Source organism: Lactonifactor longoviformis (genome assembly GCF_042848515.1).
Taxonomy (GTDB): domain Bacteria; phylum Bacillota; class Clostridia; order Lachnospirales; family Lachnospiraceae; genus Lactonifactor; species Lactonifactor longoviformis.
The window spans coordinates 3,974,298-3,996,255 of sequence record NZ_AP031453.1; the positions used below are offsets into that span (position 1 = coordinate 3,974,298).

Consider the following 21,958-nt stretch of genomic DNA (forward strand, 5'->3'; position numbering starts at 1 on the left):
CTCCTATCTCTCAGAACAGAATTCCACTTTTTTACCTTCCAGTATCATGTTAGTGGTGCGCACAGCACACATCTTCCCACACATGGAACAGGTATGTCTGTCCGCAGGGGGCGTGCTCTCAAAGTACTCTCTGGCCTTCTCTCCGTCGATTGCCAGCCCAAACATCTCTTCCCAATCCATCTTGTGTCTTGCCGCCGCCATCTTGTCATCCGCTGACCTGGCCCCTTTTATTCCTTTTGCAATATCTGCCGCATGAGCTGCTATCCTGCTCGCCACGATTCCTTCTCTCACATCGTTTACGTCCGGCAGGCGCAGGTGCTCTGCAGGAGTTACATAGCAGAGGAAATCCGCCCCGCTGGCTGCCGCTATGGCTCCGCCGATGGCGGAAGTAATGTGATCATACCCCGGTGCGATATCCGTCACCAGAGGACCTAGTACATAGAAAGGAGCGTTGTGGCACAGGCGTTTTTGTATCTTCATATTCGCTGCAATCTCATCCATGGCCATATGCCCCGGCCCCTCTACCAGTACCTGTACATCCTTTTCCCAGGCCCTTCTGGTGAGATCCCCGATCTCAATCAGCTCTGCAATCTGTCCCGCATCCGATCCGTCCTTCAGACACCCCGGACGGAGGGCATCCCCAAGGCTGATGGTGACATCATGTTCTCTTAAAATCTCCAGCACCTGGTCATAATACTCAAAGAAAGGATTCTCATTGCCTGTCATCTCCATCCATGCAAAGAGAAGTGAACCTCCTCTGGAAACAATATTCATTTTTCTGCCCTCCCTGCGGAAGCTCTCCACTGCCCTGCGGTTCAGGCCCGCATGAATGGTGACAAAGTCGACGCCCTCTCTGGCATGCGCCTCCACCACGCTCAGAAAATCCTGTGCCGAGATCTCCAGCAGATCTTTGTCCAGATACCCAATGGCATCGTACATGGGAACAGTTCCTATCATGGCAGTAGATTTCTCGATAAGTTTTTCTCGAAAGTCATGGGTTTTTCCGTAATTGCTCAGGTCCATAATAGATTCCACGCCAAATTCCAGCGCCATATCCACCTTCCTCATCTCCCGCTCATAATCCTTGCTGTCCCCCGAGATTCCCAGATTCACATTGATCTTTGTCCGAAGACCACTGCCAACCCCTTCCGGGGACAGAGAGGTATGGTGGATATTGGAAGGCACCGCCACCTCACCTGCCGCCATTTTTGCCATAAGTTCGCCCAGATCCATTTGTTCTTTTTCAGCCACTGCTTTCATCTGCGGTGTTACAATTCCTTTTTTCGCCGCTTCCATCTGCGTGTAATATTCGCGCATTATTCTATCCTCCTTTATGTATTTCTTGAATAGCAAATGCGCCAGAACACGTTTCCAAACAGACATAAAAAAGGCAGGTAAATTACTACCTGCCAGTCCATTGGGTCTTTATAAAATAAAAAAAGTTCACTTATAACTGTGAACATTCTGCCTTTTTCTAAATTCCGAATGCTCCCTACCACAGTGTTAACTGTCAGGTTCAAAGGGTTAGACAGCCGCTTCTGTCATTCTCAACTAAACTTAGTTCCCCTGCATCGCTATTCAATTGGTTTTATTATAAGCATGTGTTCGTCTGTTGTCAATCATTTCTCAAAAAAGTTTGTCATATTCTGGAAGAAGGCGGGTTACGCCATCCCCTCCCAGATCTTTTTCATTCTGGCCTGTCCGCTGGTGGCCTCTGTAATCTCATGCTTCAGTTCCTCAGCATTTTCAAACGGGACCTGTACCTGAAGCCGCACCCGTTCTGTATATTCAGCATCTTTCACAGGCAGTCCTCTCTGGCCCAGCAGGTATTGGATTTTGCCGATCCCATTATAATCCGTCGCAATCTCCAGAAGAATAACATGACGCTTTATCACCACACTGCAGTTTTTCAGCCCCTCCTGCACTGCTTTGGAATACGCCCTTACCAGGCCGCCGGTACCCAGCAGTGTTCCCCCAAAGTATCTGGTGACCACAACTGCCGTATCGTGAAGTTCCTCCCCGAGCAGTACATCCAGCATAGGCTTCCCGGCTGTCTGGCTGGGCTCCCCGTCATCGCTGCAGCGCATGGTTTCCCTGTGCTCTCCGATAACATAGGCAAAACAGTTGTGAGAGGCATTCCAGTATTTTTTTCTCATCTCCTCAATAAAAGACAGCGCTTCTTCTTCTGATTTCACCGGTCGGACTGTAGCTATAAATCTAGATTTTTTTTCTACAATCTCTCCCTCTCCCCCAATTTCCACAATTTTATATTCGCTCAGCATATTTTGGTATCCTCTTTATAGTTTTGTATTATTTTCGCCTTTATTTTAACATGTTTCTTAAGGATTTGGGAAGCAATTGTGAAGTTTTTAATTGGGGCTTTATTTCACAATTCTCTTTTGTTATAATGGATGGGAAAAGGAGGCAACATTCATGAACTTTGGAAAAAGAGCGACTTCCAAGAAACGCAATGCCCTAACCTCCCGTTCCACTATGGTAGGTAACAAAGCACACGTTTCTTTCCTTCGGGTTATATTTGCATCCCTGATTGCAGTTTTTGTCCTTTGCGCCTGTACAGGCTTCGGTGCTGTGCGGGGTCTGATTGACAATGCCCCTGAGATTTCTGATGTAAATATTATGCCTATTGGTGCTGCTACCTTCGTGTATGATACAGAGGGCAATCAGATTCAGAAATTAACTGCACCCAATTCAAATCGTATGCCTGTAACCATTGACCAGATTCCTCTGGATCTGCAGCACGCTGTCGTTGCTATCGAGGATGAACGGTTTTATGAGCATAACGGAATCGATATCCGCGGTATTATCCGTGCAGGTGTTAAGGGTATCACTACAGGCCACTTTTCTGAGGGCGCCAGTACAATTACCCAGCAGTTATTAAAGAATAATGTATTCACCGGCTGGACACACGAGTCAACGGTAGAAAGATTCAAAAGAAAATTCCAGGAACAGTACCTGGCCATCCAGCTTGAAAAACAGCTGAAGGATAAAAATGTAATACTGGAAAACTATTTAAACACAATTAACCTGGGCGCTGGCACCTACGGGGTGCAGGCGGCATCTCACCGATATTTTGACAAAGATGTACAAGATCTGACCTTGTCAGAATGCACGGTTCTGGCAGGTATTACACAGAACCCAACTAAGTACAATCCAATCACACACCCCGATGACAATGCGGAGCGCCGTCAAAAAGTACTGAAAAATATGCTGGAACAGGGTTACATCACCCAGGAGCAGCACGATGAGGTACTGGCTGACAATGTTTATGAGAGAATTCAGCAGACAGAGGCAGAGACGGCCGATGATAACTCTGTATACAGCTATTACATCGACGAATTGACCAAACAGGTGATACAGGATCTGCAGGATCAGAAGGGCTATACCTCTCAGCAGGCATACAATGCACTGTACAGCGGAGGCCTACAGATCTACTGTACACAGGATAAGAACATCCAGCAGATCTGCGATGAGGAGTATCAGGACCCTGATAATTTCCCGTCCGGATCACAGGTAAGTCTGGACTATGCGCTGACGCTCAAGCATCCCAACGGGGAAGAGGAGAATTACAGCAAAGAAATGATGAAAGCCTATTTCCAGGAATCGGACTCTGACTTTACACTCCTCTTTGACAGCGAAGAAGATGCACAGCCGTATATTGACTCTTACAAAGAGCACCTGATGGCTGACGGCAGTACAGTGGTAGCTGAAAAGGCAATCTACACGCCCCAGCCCCAGTCTTCACTGGTAGTTATGGATCAGCATACGGGATATGTAAAAGCACTGGTGGGAGGCAGAGGAGAAAAAACAGCCAGCCTGACTCTGAACCGGGCAACAAACACCCTGAGACAGCCAGGTTCTACCTTCAAAATAGTATCCACCTATGCGCCTGCTCTGGACGCCTGTGAAAAGACACTGGCGAGCACTTATGAGGATGAGCCGTTTGAGTATGAGGGAGGGCGTCCGGTCAAGAACTGGCTGACCAATTCTTACGGGGGAACCACTACCATACGGGATGCTATTATTAATTCTGTCAACGTAGTGGCTGTCAAATGTCTTACAGAAATTACTCCGGAACTGGGTTATGAGTATCTGAAGAAATTCGGATTTACTACTATTTATGACTACAAGGAAATTAACGGCAAGATATACAGCGATGTCCGGCAGCCGCTGGCACTTGGAGGTATTACCCTCGGTGTGAGCAATCTGGAGCTGACCGCTGCCTACGCCGCCATTGCCAATGAGGGTACCTATACCAAGCCTATTTTCTACACTAAGATTCTGGACAGCGACGGAAATACTGTCATAGACAATACACCGGAAACCACTTCTGTGATCAAGCCAAGCACTGCCTATCTTCTCACGAGTGCGATGGAAGACGTGGTCAAAGAGGGTACAGGTACACGTTTAAAATTATCCGGTATGCCCGTTGCAGGTAAAACCGGTACAACCTCCGGTTATAATGATGTTTGGTTTGCAGGCTATACGCCTTACTATACCTGCGCGGTATGGGCAGGCTATGACGATAATGAGAAGCTTCCGAAATCCGGAATCTATAGGTCCTATCATCAGACTTTATGGAAAAAAATTATGGGAAGAATCCACGAAGATCTGAAAGAAAAAGATTTTGAGATGCCGTCCACGGTCGAGAAAGAAACCGTATGTGCTACTACCGGACTTCGTCCAAATGCCGGATGCCCGACTATCACAGAATATTTTGACAAGACCACACTTCCCACTAAGCGGTGCAACAAGCACAGCAATTACCGGAGAAGCGATGACTCAGAATCTAATAATGAATCTTCCGGCAATAATCAGAGAGAGGAGAACACGAACAACACCACTCCTCCCGCCACCGGAGAGAATCCTAACGGCAATACTACGAACAACAACCAGCCGGAGAATCCTAACGGCAATACCGGCGAGCAGCCCGGAGGCAACTCCGGACAGCCGGATACCCCGGATGAGCCGACAACTCCCACTCCTCCCACAGGAGGCGGGGACCAGCCAGGAGGCAATACCGGGGATCAGCCCGGCGGGGATACCCCTCAGACCGGCACCTGACAGAATATAGGATCAGATAAGGACATTGCGTTTGTCAGCGCAATGTCCTTTGTTTTCTCGTATCCCGTGCATCGGTCTGCAAGGCGCCCAAATTGCGGTTACAATTAGTTCTCCACAGCATCCAGTATGAGCTTTGCGGCTCCCACGATACCCGCATCATTTCCCAGCTTCGCCAGAACCAGCGGAGTGTCCCTGCAGGCACTGAAGGCATATTTCTTATAGCTCTTTTCAATCGCCTGTATCAATACATCCCCGGCCTTTGAAACACCTCCCCCAATTACAATCACCTCGGGGTCTACCACACAGGAAAAGCTCCCCAGCGCCCGGCCCAGGCAGTCTGCAAAGACAGAAACTATGTCTGCCGCCAGCTGATCTTCTTCCTTATAGGCGTCAAAGACTGCTTTAGCAGTAATCTCCTGTCCTCGCAGTACAGACGTTCTTTCTGATTGGGCGAGCATCCTGCGAGCCACTCTGGCGATTCCCGTAGCCGACGCGGTCTGTTCCAGACACCCGTGGCCGCCGCAGTTGCACGCTTCCTCTTCGTTGGGATCCACGCAGGCATGTCCAATCTCCCCTCCTGCACCGTGGGCACCGGCTACAATCCTGCCGTTTACGATAATTCCTCCGCCAACACCAGTTCCGAGCGTAACCAGAATCATGTTTCTGGCTCCTTCACCGCCGCCCTTCCACATTTCACCCAGGGCAGCTACATTGGCATCATTTGCCGCTTTGACAGGGTATCCGGAAAGAGTCCTCAGTTCTTCCTCTATACACTTTTGTCCCCAATGGAGATTTACCGCACAGGGGATCTCTCCATTTTCATTCACCGGCCCGGGAACACCGATTCCAATCCCTGCCACATCCTCTGCAGGGATGGACGCATCCTTTGTTTTTTGAAGAATGGACGCTGCCACATCGGGCAGTATGTGCCTTCCCCCTTCCTCAACACGGGTCTTAATCTCCCATTTGTCCAGTACCTTCCCACTGGTGTCAAATAGTCCGCACTTGATTGACGTACCGCCTACATCAATGCCAAAACAATACTGTGCCATACATTAATCCTCCCTCTTTTTCGCAATATTCTCCTGTACCCGCTTGTACAGTTCTTTTGCCGCATTATATCCCATCTTCTTCTGTCTGTGGTTCACTGCAGCAGATTCTACTATCACAGCGAGATTTCTTCCCGGACGGATGGGCAGAGAATGGCACACTACTTTATTGCCCAAGAATTCTGTATATTCCTCCTCCAGTCCTAGTCGGTCATACTCTTTATCCTTACTCCACTCCTCCAGCTTAATTACCAGATCAATGGCCTGGGTGTCCTTTACACTCTCTACACCGAACAAGGTTTTTACATCTATAATTCCGATTCCCCTCAGTTCAATAAAATGCCTGGTAATATCAGGGGCAGAGCCTACCAGTGTCACATCACTGACACGCCGAATTTCCACAACATCGTCGCTTACCAGGCGGTGTCCTCTTTTAATCAGCTCCAGAGCTGCCTCGCTCTTGCCAATCCCACTCTCACCCATGATGAGAACGCCCTCTCCGTATACATCTACAAGCACACCGTGGACAGAGATACAAGGAGCCAGCTGAACATTCAGCCAGCGGATAATCTCCGCCATAAAATTTGAGGTTGTCTTATCTACCGTTAAGGTAGGTACCTGATACTTCTCAGCCAGCCGAAGCATATCCTCATCCGGATGTGTCATCGTGCTGAACACCACACAGGGAATTTTGCTGGACACAAACCTTTCATAGGCAGCAACTTTTTCTTCCCGGGTAAGATGCTGAAGATATGTGTATTCCACGTATCCGATAATCTGTACCCTCTCGTTTTCAAAATGCTCCAGATAACCTGTCAGCTGAAGGGCCGGCCGGTTAATATCAGGAAGGGTAATCCTTATCTCAGACATATCAATATCAGGGGTTGCATTATAAAGCCCCAGCTCCTGCACCATTTTTTTAAGTTCTACACCTTTCATATGTGCTCTCCTTTGCGATTTCTTAGATTTTATTCTACCACATACGATCTTTCACTTCAAGAAATCCAATTGCTAATCTTCTCCTTCATGAAAAAATGCGTACACCTGGCGTGCACTTCTCGCATTCATAGAAGGCACCTTTTCCAGCTCCTCCAGGGATGCCTCCCTGATAGGTTCCAGGCCCTTGAAGTACTTCATCAGCGCCTTTCTGCGGGCAGGCCCTACTCCCTCAATATCATCCAAGACAGAATGAACCTGCCCCTTGCTTCTCAGCGACCGGTGATATTCAATTGCAAACCGGTGGGCTTCATCCTGGATTCTGGTAATCAATTTAAATCCTTCACTAGACCGGTCAATTGGAATCTCTGTATTATTAAAATACAGCCCCCTTGTTCTGTGTTTGTCATCTTTTACCATGCCGCATACCGGGATCTCCAGACCCAGGCGGTTCAGAACTTCCAGGGCAATATTTACCTGTCCCTTTCCCCCATCCATCATAAGCAAATCAGGAAATTTAGTAAAGCTTCCGTATTCCCGTTCCAGTTTTTTCTCCTTCTGCTCTTCCTGCTCGTCAATTCCATGAGTAAACCGGCGGGTAAGCACCTCCTCCATACTGGCATAATCGTTGGCGCCCTTCACCCATTTGATTTTAAACTTCCTGTAATCACTGCGCTTTGGTTTTCCCTTTTCATAGACAATCATGGATCCTACAGACTGAAACCCGCTGATATTAGAGATATCAAAAGCTTCTATCCGGTTTACCTCCTGAAGTCCCAGCCATTGGGAGATCTCTTTGACTGCCCCTATGGTTCTCCCCTCTTCCCGTTTTATCTTTTCCCGATCCTGACTTAAAACAAGCGAGGCATTCTGGGCAGCCAGCTCCACCAGCTTTTCTTTTGTCCCCTTTTTCGGCACTTTCAGTCTAACCTTCTGGCCCCTCCGTTTGCCAAGCCATTCCTCTATGATTTCCTGATCCTCTATCTCTTCCTGGAGCATAATTTCCTTTGGAATATATGGCGTACCTGCATAAAACTGTTTCAGGAAGCTGGAGACCACCAAGGCTCTGCTGTCGCCCTCTGCCACCCTGATATAAAAGTGATCTCTTCCGATTAAGCGTCCGTCCCGGACAAAGAATACCTGAGCCACCGCGTCCTCCCCGTCCATTGCCACAGCGATTACATCCTTGTCATCTCCATGCTGATCCGTTATCTTCTGGCGCTCCTGGATCCTGCCTACGCTTTGGATCAGATCACGGTACTGGGCAGCGTCCTCAAAATTCATCTCCTCTGCGGCCTGCTTCATCTTTTCCTCAAGCTCCCGGATTACCGGCTTACTGTTCCCCCCCAGAAAGTCCAGAAGCTTCTCTACCTGTTTATGGTATTCCTCCTTGGAAATGTAGCCCTGGCAGGGGGCATTGCACTGTTTAATATGATAATACAGACAGGGACGTTCCTTTCCGATATCCTTGGGGAGATTCCTGTTGCAGGATCTCAGATGATACAGCTTTCTGGAAAGCTCTACTGCATCCTTCACCGCCCCTGCACTGGTATAAGGGCCATAATACCGGCATTTATCCTTCTTCATCTGGTGAGAGAATAGTACCCGGGGAAACTCTTCATTCACCGTCACCTTGATAAAGGGATATCCCTTATCATCCTTAAGCATCGTATTATATTTTGGCCGGTGCTCTTTGATGAGATTACACTCCAGGACCAGCGCCTCCAACTCTGAATCTGTAATAATATACTCGAAACGCTCAATCTGCGTCACCATACGCTCAATTTTAGCGCCCTTGTTCCTGCTGGACTGAAAATACTGCCGCACCCGGTTTTTCAGGCTGACGGCTTTTCCCACATATATAATTGCATCCTTCTTATCATGCATGATATACACGCCGGGCTTTGCCGGCAGTTTTTTTAATTCCTCTTCCAAATCCATACTGCTCTCCTCTATCTGCCTGAAAGGCCTTCTTCCCGGAGGATAGTGCCCGTAAAACCAGGTTATTCTCCTCCCGATACATAATTGTCTGTAAATGAAAATACGGCTCCGTAATATGCCTCCGGATCCTTATCCTGGGACTGGGCATGCCCTGCACCCTCTACGATTAATAATTCCTTTTCCCCTGCTGCCGCCTGATACAGCTCTTTCGCCATTTCCACAGGAATAAATGCATCCTCGCTCCCGTGTATAATCAACACCGGCAGGCTGGTTTTCCTGACCTGTTCCACCGCAGATGCTTCCTTTATGTTGTAGCCTCCCCGCATCTGCAGCACCACATTGGCAGCATCCAGAAGGGGAAACGGCGGAAGGTGAAACCATTCCCTGATCTGCTTCTTAAAGATACTATACACATCTGTGTATGCACAGTCTGAGACCACTGCCTTTACATTGTCTGGCATTTTCTCCCCCGACATCATCAGCGCACAGGAGGCCCCCATAGACTGTCCGTGAATCACGATCTCCGCCTGGGGATCCTGCTGCAATATGTAGCGGATCCATATCATATTATCCGCCCTGTCCGTCCATCCCATACCGATAAAATCACCTTCGCTCTCCCCCTGGCAGCGCATATCGGGCGTAAGTACCTGATATCCTTTTAAGGCATACTCGCAGGCTATGGGATTCATCTCTTCTTTCCAGCCTGTATACCCGTGAAGCAGGAGCACCCACTTATGGCTCTCCTCCTTTTGATAAAATACTCTGGCCTTCAGTTTATAGCCGTCCGTTGACTCTGCCTCCAGTTCCTCCTGGGGTGCAGCCGACAGCCATACCTCCGTTTTACTATAAGCTTTGGATCGGTTTTCCTGTATATCATCTGTGTGTACCAATGCTGCTACACTTTCTTCCGTAATATCCTCAAACGCCTGGGTCTTTTCCATAGAAGCCGGCACCAGAGCTACATCCACAAGTATATACGCAGCCGCAAAAAGTAATACAAGGAGAACTGTAAATACAATGCCTATTCTCTTTATCCACTTTTTCTTCATTTTGTATCTCTCTTAAGTCCTTTCTCAAATACCCGGGGCCTTACTTTTATCTCATCTGGGCGATACGGATACAGACATTTAGAGCCGGAACATATATGCTCCGGCTCTTATGATATTTTTAGTCTTCTGTGATTGTCTCTTTTTCCTCTGATTTCGGGATATCTTCCGTTCTGTCCTCCTGTCCCTGGTCCGGGGAAACCTCTGCCTGTTCTTCTTCTGCAGGCTCCAAAGTCTTTTCGGCCCCTTTACTTTCCTTCTGAAGAATACGGTATTCCTTATTTTCCTCCCCTTCCGGTTCAGGAATGCCTTTGACCTCCCTGAAAATCTTCATGAACTCTTTCCCGGTTATGGTTTCTTTTTCTATCAGGAATTCAGCAATTTTATCCATTACCTCCCGATTCTCGGCCAGCAGGCCTTTTGCCTCATCGTAAGACTTTTTCAGGAGTTCCATTACTTCATGGTCAATTTCCGTGGCTGTAGCATCGCCGCAGTTCAGAACCGCTCTTCCGTCCAAATACTGACTCTGCACATCAGCAAGTCCCATAAGCCCGAATCTCTGGGACATTCCATATTGGGTAATCATCGCCCTGGCCACCTTTGTGGCCTGCTCAATATCATTGGACGCTCCGGTGGTCACTGTATCAAACACCAGTTCCTCCGCAGCACGGCCTGCCAGATATCCCACCAGCATCGCCTCCAGCTCTTTTTTGGTATTCAGATACTTTTCTTCCTCAGGCACATGCATAACATAGCCCAGGGCTCCCATGGTACGGGGCACAATCGTGATCTTCTGCACCGGCTCAGAGTGCTTCTGCAGAGCACTTACCAGCGCATGGCCCACTTCGTGGTAAGAGACAATCTTTCGTTCCTCCTTGCTGAGGATTCTGTCCTTTTTCTCCTTACCTACCAGCACCACTTCCACCGCTTCAAACAGATCCTTCTGGGATACTGCACGCCTTCCCTTTTTCACTGCCAGGATAGCCGCCTCATTAATCATATTTGCCAGGTCGGAGCCAACCGCCCCAGAGGTAGCCAGAGCAATAGCATCCAAATCTACGGTTTCATCCAATGCCACATTCTTTGCATGTACTTTCAGGATATCAACCCGCCCTTTCAGGTCCGGGCGGTCTACAATTACACGCCGGTCAAAACGTCCCGGGCGCAGAAGCGCGGGATCAAGAACCTCAGGACGATTGGTGGCAGCCAGGATCAAAAGCCCTTTGGAAGTATCAAAACCATCCATCTCAGCTAAAAGCTGGTTCAGGGTCTGCTCCCGCTCGTCATTTCCGCCGCCGTAACGGCTGTCACGGCTTTTGCCGATAGCGTCCACCTCATCAATGAAAATAATGCAGGGAGCGTTCTTCTTTGCCTCCTCAAACAAGTCCCGGACACGGGAAGCTCCCACTCCCACGAACATCTCCACAAAGTCAGAACCTGACAGTGAGAAAAACGGAACGTGTGCCTCCCCGGCTACCGCCTTTGCCAGCAGTGTCTTACCGGTTCCCGGAGGTCCCACAAGAAGGGCCCCTTTTGGAAGCTTTGCCCCGATTGCCGTATATTTCCCCGGATTATGGAGAAAATCTACTACTTCCTGGAGAGATTCCTTCGCCTCATCCTGCCCCGCCACATCCTTGAATGTAACTCCTGTCTCTTTCTGCACATATGCTTTTGCCTTACTCTTTCCTACGCCGCCCATCATGCCGCCGCCTTTGTTCATCCGGCGCATGAAGAAATTAAGTACGAGCAATAATAATACAAAAGGAATGATAAAACTCAGGATACTGTACAGTATCGTAGATGCCGGATCCGGGGGCTTTTTGGAAAACTCCGCATCGCATTTTGCCAGACGTTCTGTAAGAGCTGTTTCATCTTCCATCAAGGTCGTGTAGTAGGTAACCTCAAGGTTAGGATTCGACTGCTTCTTGGGAATGATGGTCAGTGTGTCTGATTTCAATTGTACCTTGCTGATCTCGTTTTTATCCACCATAGAAATAAACTCATTATATGAGATTTCTCTGGAGGTGAGATCCTTCTGCATGCTGCCGAAGAAACTCATACATGCCAAACTAATAAGAATACAAATCAGGAGCATCAGCAACGTCTGTCTATTCTTCGGTCCGCCTGGTCCGTTATTCCTGTTATTATTAGGATTCTGATTATTATTTTGGTCCATTTCCTTCCTCCTCATTCTTGTCTCTTCTATTATAAGGACAGACCGGCTATAAATCAATAACCAGATTGTGAAAAAGAAGACACTTTTCTTAAACTTTTCTAAAATCCAATGAAAATCGACATCTATTTTTACGGTAATGGGTAGAAAAAACAATCTAACCTGTAGTATACTAAAATCTGAGGCATTTATGCCTGCTACTTTTATAATATCTTAGGGAGACAGAGGTTAAAAAAGCAAATGAAAATTGGATTTGATAACCAAAAATACCTGGATATGCAGTCTGCACATATCCGTGAAAGAATTAATCAGTTTGACAACAAATTATATCTGGAATTCGGCGGAAAGCTTTTTGATGACTATCATGCCGCCAGAGTCCTTCCCGGTTTTGCACCTGACAGCAAGCTGCGCCTGCTGATGCAGCTCTCAGACCAGGCGGAACTGGTGATTGTGATAAGCGCCGGGGATATTGAGAAAAATAAAATCAGAGGGGATTTGGGAATCACCTATGATTCCGATGTGCTGCGCCTGATGGATGCATTCAAAGAAAAGGGCCTGTATGTGGGAAGCGTTGTAATCACTCAGTACCAGGGGCAGAACAGCGCCAATCTCTTTAAGATGCGTCTGGAGAAGCTGGGCATCCGGGTATATATCCACTATTCTATTGAGGGCTATCCAAGCAATATACCGTTAATCGTAAGTGACGACGGGTACGGCAAAAATGAATATATCGAGACCACTCGTCCTCTGGTAGTCATCACTGCCCCGGGGCCGGGAAGCGGTAAGATGGCGACCTGCCTGTCCCAGCTCTATCACGAGCACAAACGGGGCATCCATGCAGGATACGCAAAGTTTGAGACCTTTCCCATCTGGAACATTCCCCTGAAGCATCCCGTGAATATGGCCTATGAGGCTGCAACTGCGGATCTCAATGACGTCAATATGATTGATCCGTTCCACCTGGAAGCTTACAATAAAACAGCCGTTAATTATAACAGGGATGTAGAAATCTTTCCTGTACTCAACGCCATATTTGAAAAAATTTACGGTTCCAGCCCCTACAAGTCCCCCACGGACATGGGTGTCAATATGGCTGGAAACTGTATTTCCGACGATGAGGTCTGCAGGGAAGCCTCCTGCCAGGAAATTATCCGGCGCTATTATCAGGCTTTGAACGGTCTGGCCGACGGCACCCGTCTGGAAGAAGAAGCCTATAAAATCGAGCTTCTTATGAAACAGGCCCATATAACCACGGATGACAGAAAAGTGGTCGCTGTGGCCGTGGAGCACGCAAAGGAAACCGGTGCCCCTGCTGCCGCCCTGGAGCTGGCCGACGGACGCATCATCACTGGTAAGACCTCTAATCTTCTCGGAGCCTCCGCTGCTCTGCTGCTGAATGTACTAAAAGAACTGGCCGGTATTGATCATAAGGTTCACGTGATTTCCCCTGCTGCCATAGAACCCATTCAAAAGCTTAAGACAAAATATCTGGGAAGCCGGAATCCCCGTCTTCATACCGACGAAGTCCTGATCGCCCTGTCCATCAGTGCGGCGACTGATTCCAATGCAGAGCTGGCCTTAGAGCAGCTTCCAAAATTAAAGGACTGCCAGGCCCATACTTCTGTTATGCTTTCGGATGTAGATTTAAAGGAATTTAAAAAACTGTCTGTGCAGCTGACTTCCGAGGCAAAATACGAGAACAAGCGGATCTACCACTAGAACACCCCCAAGGGTGCTGCTTGCTGGTAATTGTCTGACTTTAATTTTTTTACGAAAAGCACTTGTATTTTCCCGCACATGTGGTGTATAATTTTTTCCGTTATTTTAAAATTTAAAAGCATTCACTAGGACAATGGAGTCCCGGCAATTTGCTGAAACAGCCGATCATCTGCGAGGGCAGCATGACAGGCTTTTCAGCTGCCGGGACTTCTCTGATGAGAAGCCCCAAAGGGGCTGTCTTCCAAAGGAGGGAAATCATGCCAGTAAAGTACGTATTTGTAACCGGCGGGGTAGTATCCGGCCTGGGTAAGGGAATCACTGCGGCGTCTCTGGGACGGCTGTTAAAAGCCCGGGGCTACAAAGTCACCATGCAGAAGTTTGATCCTTATATTAATATCGATCCGGGAACTATGAATCCCATACAGCACGGGGAGGTTTTTGTCACTGATGACGGCGCGGAGACTGACCTGGATCTGGGCCACTACGAACGTTTCATTGACGAGAGCCTGGATAAAAACTCCAACGTCACAACAGGTAAGATCTATTGGTCTGTCCTGCAGAAAGAACGACGCGGAGATTTTGGGGGCGGCACAGTCCAGGTAATTCCCCACATCACCAATGAAATCAAAAGCCGGTTTTACCGCAATGATACCTCTGAAGAGACCAGAATCGCTATCATTGAGGTGGGCGGCACGGTGGGAGACATTGAAAGCCAGCCTTTTCTGGAGGCAATCCGTCAGTTTCAGCACGATGTAGGGCGGGAGAATGCCATCCTAATCCATGTTACTCTGATTCCGTATCTGAAGGCTTCCGGCGAGATGAAAACGAAACCCACCCAGGCCAGTGTTAAAGAGCTTCAGGGTATGGGGATCCGCCCTGACATTATCGTCTGCCGTTCTGAACTTCCGCTGGACCAGGGGATTAAAGATAAAATTGCCCTGTTCTGCAACGTTCCAAGCAGCCATGTCCTGCAAAATCTGGATGTAGAGTACCTGTACGAAGCGCCCCTGGCCATGGAAAGAGAAAATTTGGCCCAGGTAGCCTGCGAGTGTCTCAATCTGAAGTGTCCCGAACCGGATCTCGCTGACTGGAGAGGAATGGTTGAGGCTCTGCGCCATCCCACGAAGGAAGTCACCATTGCCCTGGTGGGAAAATACATCCAGCTGCACGATGCCTACATCAGTGTAGTAGAGGCCCTCAAGCACGGAGGGATCGCCAGTCACGCCACCGTAAATCTGAGATGGGTGGATTCCGAGGAGATAACGCCCGAAAATGCTGAATCTATTCTCTCAGAAGCGGACGGCATCCTGGTTCCCGGCGGCTTTGGGGACCGGGGCGTTGAGGGCAAAATCACTGCAATCCGCTATGCCAGAGAACACAAGGTACCATTTCTGGGCCTCTGCCTGGGCATGCAGCTGTCCATCGTGGAATATGCCCGCAATGTAGTAGGATATTCGGATGCACACAGCATAGAACTGGATCCCCATACGATACACCCTGTCATAGATCTCATGCCGGATCAGAATGGAATTGAGGACATCGGCGGCACACTTCGTCTGGGAGCTTATCCCTGTGTCCTGGACAAATCCTCAAAGGCCTATGAGCTGTATGGGGAAGAAATCATATATGAGCGTCACCGGCACCGCTATGAGGTGAATAACGATTACCGGAACGACCTGACCAAATACGGCATGACCCTCTCCGGCACCTCCCCCGACGGCAGAATTGTAGAGATGATAGAGCTGAAAAACCACCCCTTCTTCCTCGGAACCCAGGCTCATCCGGAACTGAAATCCAGGCCCAACAGGCCCCATCCCCTGTTTCGCGGGTTTGTTGAGGCATCTGTAGACAGAAAGGAACAGCAGCCGTAATATTCTTCTGGATATGCAAAAGACGCCGGGAAGCAGAAGTTCTCCTTCTGTTTCCCGGCGTCCTTTAGTTTCTTTTTATCTGTATCCATCAGGATTCATAGACTGCCATTTCCAGGAATCCCGGCACATTTCTTCGATTCCTCTTTTGGCCTCCCAGCCCAGTTCTTCTTTGGCTTTTGCCGCATCTGCATAGCAGGTAGGAATATCACCGGCCCGCCTTGGCTTAATCTGGTACGGTATTTTCTTACCGCAGGCTTTTTCATAAGCTTTCACCACATCCAGCACACTGTAGCCGATTCCCGTTCCCAGATTGTAAATCATAACACCCTTAGCAGTTTCCAGCTTCTGAATTGCCTTTACATGGCCTGCTGCCAGATCAACCACATGAATATAATCTCTTACGCCTGTTCCGTCCGGTGTGGGATAGTCATCCCCGAACACGCCCAGACATTCCAGTTTGCCCACAGCCACCTGGGCAATGTAAGGCACCAGGTTGTTGGGAATCCCCTTGGGATCTTCACCGATAAGACCGCTTTCATGGGCACCGATGGGATTAAAATACCGGAGCAGAATTACATTCCATTCCGGATCGCCTACATGCAGATCTGTGAGGATCTGTTCCAGCATTCCTTTGGTCTGTCCGTAAGGATTGGTAATCTTTCCCTTGGGGCACTCTTCTGTTATGGGAACAAATGCAGGATCCCCGTATACAGTAGCGGAGGAACTGAAGACAATATTCTTGCAGCCGTGGTTTCTCATTACATCGCACAGCAGCAGGGTTCCTGTAATATTATTGTGATAATACTCCAGAGGCTTGGACACGGATTCCCCCACGGCTTTGAGCCCTGCAAAATGGATGACAGAATCAATAGATTCTCTGTCAAACACTGCTTCAATATCCGGACGGTTCAGCAAATCGCCTTCATAAAATTTCACTTTTTTTCCTGTGATTTGCTCCACTCTGTCCAGAGCTTTTGCACTGGAATTGTAAAGATTATCCAACACAACTACTTCGTACCCCTGATTCAACAGCTCTACACAAGTATGACTTCCGATATAGCCTGCACCGCCGGTTACTAATATTGCCATAATAAACTCCTCCTTCATCTGCAGTTTTATAGATTGTCTCTTAATTTCTTAATCATTCTATCACGGATAAGAAAGAATAACAACTGAATCCGAATATTTATTTTATTAAATTTGTTTTAAAACATTTATGTTGTTTTATATTTGCATAGTTTGCTATTATCTCGTACATCTGCTGCTTCTTCTGTTCCATGTCTGCCACCAGTTTAAACTGCGTCCTGCAGCGGTCCAGATTTTGTCCCTCTCTGTGCGTCTTAAAATACGTATCTCCGGACAGATAATCTGTCAGAAACCGGATGCCGCATTCATAGGTCATGGTAATGGCCCCATCCGGGAGCATACATATCTCCTCATGCGTCAGACTCCCTCCGCATCCTTCCAGAAACCCTTTGGTATAAGCCTCAAAAAGCTCCAGGCTGCACCAAATTTTCGAGAGATCCCGCTCATCCTCTGCGCCGGTGCTGGCGCCAAAGCGGATAGAATCCCCAAAATCATTCACTGCCAGTCCCGGCATAACCGTGTCAAGATCAATTACACAGATCCCTTTTCCTGTAGCCCGATCCATCATAATGTTATTCAGTTTCGTGTCGTTGTGGGTAACACGCAGGGGAAGCTCTCCGTTTTTCTGCATTCTGCACAGCGTGTGGGCAAGGCTTTCTCTGGACAGCGCAAATGCAATCTCGTCTTTCACTTTGTCTGCCCGTTTGCAGACATCTTCCCGGACTGCCTTCTGAAGTTTTAAAAAACGCTCCTCCGTATTATGGAAATCTTTGATGGTCTCATGCAGGGTCTTGGCAGGATAATCCGCAAGGAGCCTCTGAAAATGCCCGAATGCCAGGGCACTCTCATAAAAATCTTCCGGCTTCTCCACCTGATTATAACAGACTGCATCTTCGATAAAAAGATACGCTCTCCAGTAATCTCCTGCGGAATCTCTGTAATAACAGTTTCCATCCGCTGCAGGAACAAGGTTCAGTGTCTCTCTCTCGGGATCCCCCCCATTGCTAATAATCTTGCCGCGTAGCCAGGTAGTCACTCCAACAATATTCTCCATCAGCTCTACAGGCCTCAGAAAAATCTCTTTATTCATTCTCTGCAGGATAAACCTCCTGGGTTTCCCTGTCTCCCCCTCAAAGGTAAGGCGGAACGTATCATTGATGTGCCCGCTGCCGTAGGGTATCTCCTCTTTCAGATGTTCCGGAAACCGGAAATGTTGTATTACCTCTTGCATAATCTCCTGCTCCACGCCTACTCCTCCCAAAGCTTCTCCGGATAAAGGCCCTTTGCTTTCATACTTTTAACAGCCTCTACCACAACCTCTTTATCTTCTTTATAAGTAACTCCATACCATTTATCAGAGGATTTCAGGACCTCAACAGTTGCTTTCTTCTCTTCCAGAAGCTCTCCCACAACAGACGGAAGGAAGAATTCGGCTTTCATGGGATTCTCTTTCAGATTCCTTTCCAGAAATACAGGAAAACGTTCTTTTAACTCTTTTAACATACTTTGAGTAAATCCCCACATATTCATAGATACCGTGCTTCCCTCCGGCAGCGGCACCCAGGTGGCTCCGTCATCTTCTGTGTAGGCCGCCTGGCCTCCTCTTTTTTCAATTCTGGTGCGTTCCCGGATCCCAACCAAATATCCATGTTCGTCTGTCTCACATACGCCTCTGGCCACATGGCCATTCTCTGTAAGGGTGTTTTCCAGAATATATCCCACCATGGTGTAGCGGTATTTCTCATCATCCTCATGGGTGGAGAGATAGTCAAAAATAGCCTGGAATGCATGCCGTCCATAATAGTCATCCGCATTGATAACCGCAAAAGGCCCGTCCACTGTATCTGCGCAGGAAAGCACTGCATGGCCGGTTCCAAAAGGCTTCACTCTCCCTTCCGGGACCTGGTATCCGCCGGGAATATTCGTCAATTCCTGATACACATAGGAAACCTCCATATACCTGCCCATTCTGTTCCCGATACTTTCCCTGAAGTCCGCTTCATTTTCCTTCTTTATAATAAAAACTACTTTGTCAAATCCGGCCTTTTTGGCATCATACAGGGAAAAGTCCATGATAATATGTCCCTGATCGTCCACCGGATCGATCTGCTTTAATCCGCCGTACCGGCTTCCCATACCTGCTGCCATGATTACTAATACTGGTTTTTTCATACGCTCCAACCTCCATTGATTCTGTTTCCTTTATTGTATACCTGCAAGCTCCGGGGTGTCCAGGGCAGGGGCGCTTCAGCGACTCTGCAGTCTTCCGCCGGCTTTTGAACATCCTCTAGAGTTTATCATATCTTATAGGTACCGTGCAACAAAAGCCCGGCCATGGCGCCGGCTGTCTCCTGCTGCATAAGATAGTATAATACGCTTGTTACAAAAATGCTTTATACGATATATTCACAAAATTGTACGATTGGTTCTCCTTTTAATTGTCTTTTATTAAAAGATAGACTATACTTATACTATATTTAAAACTAGTAGGGAGGTTTTTATGCCATTCGAAGCGCTTAATCTGAGGGAAGAGCTGTCTGTATGCAATATCGTTACCATTCATTACTTTGAATATATGAATACTTTTGATTTTCCGGGAGAGTCCCATGACTTCTGGGAACTTGTGTGTGTAGATAAAGGAGAAGTGATTATCACGGCAGATGATATCCCCTATATTCTCAAGCGGGGACAGATATTTTTCCATGCTCCTAACCAGTTTCACTCGCTGAGAGCAAATGGCCGAACCGCCCCCAATCTAGTGGTAATCTCCTTTCACTGCAAAGCTGGGTGCATGGAGTTTTTCAGGGACAGAGTCATGGATATTACAGAGACCGAACGGACGCTGCTGGCCAGTATCATTTCCGAAGCCAGAAATTGTATCCGTCCGCCCTTTGACAACCCTTATACTGAAAAAATGCAGCGGCTCGAAGAGCCAGTATTCGGGGCAGAACAGTTGATCAAACTGTATATGGAGCAGATGCTGCTTCTGATGATACGCCGGGGAGATCAAAGTGCCCCAGGGGACGCCCATCCGGTAAAGTCTGTTACCCAGCACAACGAATCTATACTCTATCAGAGAGTGGTCAATTACCTGGAGGAACATATCCGGGAACATATGACCATTGAAGAGATCTGCAAGGCAAACCTCATCGGAAGGTCCCAGCTCCAGAAGCTTTTTCGGGAGCGGAACCGCTGCGGGGTTATTTACTATTTTTCCTGCCGCAAAATCGAACTGGCCAAGCAGCTTATACGGGAAAACCATCACAACTTTACACAGATTTCCGATGATCTGGGGTATACCTCTGTACATTATTTTTCCAGACAGTTTAAAAAAATTGCCGGGATGACCCCTTCTGAATATGCATCCTCCATAAAAGGACTGGCGGAGCGCAGATGAGTCATTATACCCCTTTTTATATCACGTCTCTCTTATCGATATCCCGGTAGGAAACGTAGGCAATCGCCAGCCCAAGAATACACAATGCTGCAGGCACCAGGCTGAATGAAAACAGGGATAACTGCCCCTGATCCCCTCCGAAGGAAGAGTTTACCAGACTATTGATCACCACCCCCGCTACAATCGTAGCCGTCACTGACTTTTTGCGCATTCCGAAATAGAGCGGAATCATACTAAGTCCCGCAGTTGCCCCGGCGCTGAACACTGCACCCGGAAGCCTTCCCATTATCTGCATCAGAGTGATTGGCTCTGTGACAATGGTAACCCAGCGGTTTGCAAGAAACATCCCCATACCAAAAATAATCTCAGACACCAGTATGGTTATAAAGGTAAAACCAAAAACAATGCAGAGCTTGCATCCCATAATCTTCTTTCTGGAGATAGGATAAGTGAATAGGTTCTGTATCGTACCCTCTTTATATTCTCCAATCACAACGTTCCCTAACATCACACCGCCGAAGATTCCGTAAGAAATCCGGCAGAGAATTTCTCCGAAGGCCAGCATCTGGGCAGCATGATCAAACATCCGCTCTCCCTCGTCAATAATGGATCCTGTCAGGATTGTAAAAGCAAGGATTGACGCTGCTATAATCACAAACGCCCTCACAATACTGCTTACTTTTAATTTTGTAAATTCCAATTTCATTAATTTAAGCATGCTCTCCTCCTCCTATCACAGTGTCCATAAAATAATCCTCCAGGGAATCATTTTTACAGGACATATTGAGAATTCCAATGTTTTCCTGCACCAAAGCTCTGGTTATCAATGTCTGATCCTCTATCCCATAAACTCTGAGACCGGACGGAGAAATCACTCTGAAGTTCAGCTCAGGGAATCTGTGATCCAGCACAGTAGCCGCCTTCTGCACATCATCCAGTTCCAGCTCTATATACTGTACGGCATCTTTTCTGATCTCCTTCATAGATACCTCTCTGAGCAGGCGGCCTTTGTCAAGCACTCCTATCTCATCCGCAATCTGTTCAATCTCTGTAATAATATGACTGGAGATTAGTATCGTTGTTCCGCAGTTGTCCCTCAAGCTCACCAACAGCTCACGCATCTGCCGGATCCCCATAGGATCCAGGCCATTGATAGGTTCATCAAGAATGAGCAGACGGGGGCGTGTAACGATTGCTCTGGCAATCCCCAGCCGCTGCTTCATACCCAGAGAAAACTCTGAGACTACTTTATCCCGGCAGGAGGACAGCCCCACCATCTCCAGCGTCTCTTCCATTTTTTTCTGATCATAATACCCCATATATGCGCAGTGAAGCTTCATATTCTCCCAGGCAGACAGCCTGCTGTAGAATACTGGTGTCTCTATAATACTGCCAATCTGTCTGAGATAGGCGACGGACTGGTTCAGCACCGGTTCCTGAAAGACACGGATATTACCCATAGTAGGCTTTACCAGGTTCAATATCATCTTCATAATCGTGGTTTTCCCGGCTCCGTTAGGACCCAGAAAGCCGTATATTTCTCCCTCCTGTACATGCATGGATACATTGCTCACTACTTCTGCATCCCTATACTGTTTTGTCACACCTTCTAATACAATTATATCTGACATAGCAGCTCCCTCTTTTTCTTATTTACT

16 protein-coding genes and 1 riboswitch are annotated in these 21,958 nt (G+C 47.8%); of the genes, 4 read left to right on the forward strand and 12 right to left on the reverse strand.

Annotation, left to right across the window (positions count from 1 at the left end):
* Positions 1-3: 3 nt before the first annotated feature.
* Together thiC and ACGHCT_RS18185 are read right to left on the reverse strand one after the other, a co-directional pair.
* Positions 4-1,317, reverse strand: a complete 1,314-nt coding sequence (gene thiC, locus ACGHCT_RS18180) for a phosphomethylpyrimidine synthase ThiC (protein WP_390437149.1) — start codon at positions 1,315-1,317, stop codon at positions 4-6.
* A gap of 155 nt (positions 1,318-1,472) precedes the next feature.
* A riboswitch (TPP riboswitch) is annotated at positions 1,473-1,578 on the reverse strand.
* Between the two features lie 83 nt (positions 1,579-1,661).
* Positions 1,662-2,282, reverse strand: a complete 621-nt coding sequence (locus ACGHCT_RS18185; RefSeq protein ID WP_390437150.1) for a YigZ family protein — start codon at positions 2,280-2,282, stop codon at positions 1,662-1,664.
* Between the two features lie 151 nt (positions 2,283-2,433).
* Here ACGHCT_RS18185 and ACGHCT_RS18190 point away from each other — a divergent pair, with 151 nt between their 5' ends.
* Positions 2,434-5,082, forward strand: coding sequence for a transglycosylase domain-containing protein (locus ACGHCT_RS18190; RefSeq protein ID WP_390437151.1), 2,649 nt, complete (start codon positions 2,434-2,436; stop codon positions 5,080-5,082).
* Between the two features lie 104 nt (positions 5,083-5,186).
* On the opposite strand, the gene ACGHCT_RS18195 is transcribed toward ACGHCT_RS18190, so the two are convergent.
* From ACGHCT_RS18195 to ftsH, 5 genes are all read right to left on the reverse strand, one after another.
* Entirely contained in the window at positions 5,187-6,134 is a 948-nt protein-coding gene (locus ACGHCT_RS18195; RefSeq protein ID WP_390437152.1) for an ROK family glucokinase, read from the reverse strand.
* A 3-nt stretch (positions 6,135-6,137) separates the two neighbouring features.
* The gene (gene hprK, locus ACGHCT_RS18200) at positions 6,138-7,070 is read right to left on the reverse strand and encodes an HPr(Ser) kinase/phosphatase (protein WP_072854059.1); all 933 of its coding nucleotides are present in this window, start codon (positions 7,068-7,070) and stop codon (positions 6,138-6,140) included.
* Positions 7,071-7,142: 72 nt separating this feature from the next.
* A complete protein-coding gene (gene uvrC / locus ACGHCT_RS18205) occupies positions 7,143-9,008 on the reverse strand; it encodes an excinuclease ABC subunit UvrC (RefSeq protein WP_390437153.1) in 1,866 nt (621 codons plus the stop codon).
* 62 nt (positions 9,009-9,070) lie between these two features.
* Positions 9,071-10,057, reverse strand: a complete 987-nt coding sequence (locus tag ACGHCT_RS18210) for an alpha/beta hydrolase (RefSeq protein ID WP_390437154.1) — start codon at positions 10,055-10,057, stop codon at positions 9,071-9,073.
* A 118-nt stretch (positions 10,058-10,175) separates the two neighbouring features.
* Positions 10,176-12,230 (reverse strand): ATP-dependent zinc metalloprotease FtsH, encoded by a 2,055-nt coding sequence (gene ftsH, locus ACGHCT_RS18215; protein WP_390437155.1) that lies wholly within the window; start codon positions 12,228-12,230, stop codon positions 10,176-10,178.
* 237 nt (positions 12,231-12,467) lie between these two features.
* On the opposite strand from ftsH, the gene ACGHCT_RS18220 reads away from it, so the two are divergent.
* Both ACGHCT_RS18220 and ACGHCT_RS18225 read left to right on the forward strand, forming a co-directional pair.
* The gene (locus ACGHCT_RS18220; protein ID WP_390437156.1) at positions 12,468-13,946 is read left to right on the forward strand and encodes a DUF1846 domain-containing protein; all 1,479 of its coding nucleotides are present in this window, start codon (positions 12,468-12,470) and stop codon (positions 13,944-13,946) included.
* Positions 13,947-14,203: 257 nt separating this feature from the next.
* Positions 14,204-15,817, forward strand: a complete 1,614-nt coding sequence (locus tag ACGHCT_RS18225) for a CTP synthase (protein ID WP_390437157.1) — start codon at positions 14,204-14,206, stop codon at positions 15,815-15,817.
* 75 nt (positions 15,818-15,892) lie between these two features.
* Here ACGHCT_RS18225 and galE read toward each other — a convergent pair whose 3' ends face one another.
* From galE to ACGHCT_RS18240, 3 genes are all read right to left on the reverse strand, one after another.
* Positions 15,893-16,906 (reverse strand): UDP-glucose 4-epimerase GalE, encoded by a 1,014-nt coding sequence (gene galE, locus ACGHCT_RS18230; RefSeq protein WP_072854051.1) that lies wholly within the window; start codon positions 16,904-16,906, stop codon positions 15,893-15,895.
* Between the two features lie 97 nt (positions 16,907-17,003).
* Positions 17,004-18,134, reverse strand: coding sequence for a phosphotransferase enzyme family protein (locus ACGHCT_RS18235; RefSeq protein WP_072854098.1), 1,131 nt, complete (start codon positions 18,132-18,134; stop codon positions 17,004-17,006).
* A 17-nt stretch (positions 18,135-18,151) separates the two neighbouring features.
* Positions 18,152-19,075, reverse strand: coding sequence for an NDP-sugar synthase (locus ACGHCT_RS18240; RefSeq protein WP_390437158.1), 924 nt, complete (start codon positions 19,073-19,075; stop codon positions 18,152-18,154).
* 328 nt (positions 19,076-19,403) lie between these two features.
* Here ACGHCT_RS18240 and ACGHCT_RS18245 point away from each other — a divergent pair, with 328 nt between their 5' ends.
* Positions 19,404-20,300, forward strand: a complete 897-nt coding sequence (locus ACGHCT_RS18245; protein WP_072854047.1) for an AraC family transcriptional regulator — start codon at positions 19,404-19,406, stop codon at positions 20,298-20,300.
* Positions 20,301-20,316: 16 nt separating this feature from the next.
* On the opposite strand, the gene ACGHCT_RS18250 is transcribed toward ACGHCT_RS18245, so the two are convergent.
* Complete coding sequence (locus ACGHCT_RS18250; RefSeq protein ID WP_390437159.1) at positions 20,317-21,018, reverse strand: ABC transporter permease; 702 nt, start codon at positions 21,016-21,018, stop codon at positions 20,317-20,319.
* Positions 21,011-21,931 (reverse strand): ABC transporter ATP-binding protein, encoded by a 921-nt coding sequence (locus tag ACGHCT_RS18255; protein ID WP_390437160.1) that lies wholly within the window; start codon positions 21,929-21,931, stop codon positions 21,011-21,013. Before ACGHCT_RS18255 ends, ACGHCT_RS18250 begins: the two co-directional genes overlap by 8 nt.
* Positions 21,932-21,958 lie beyond the last annotated feature (27 nt).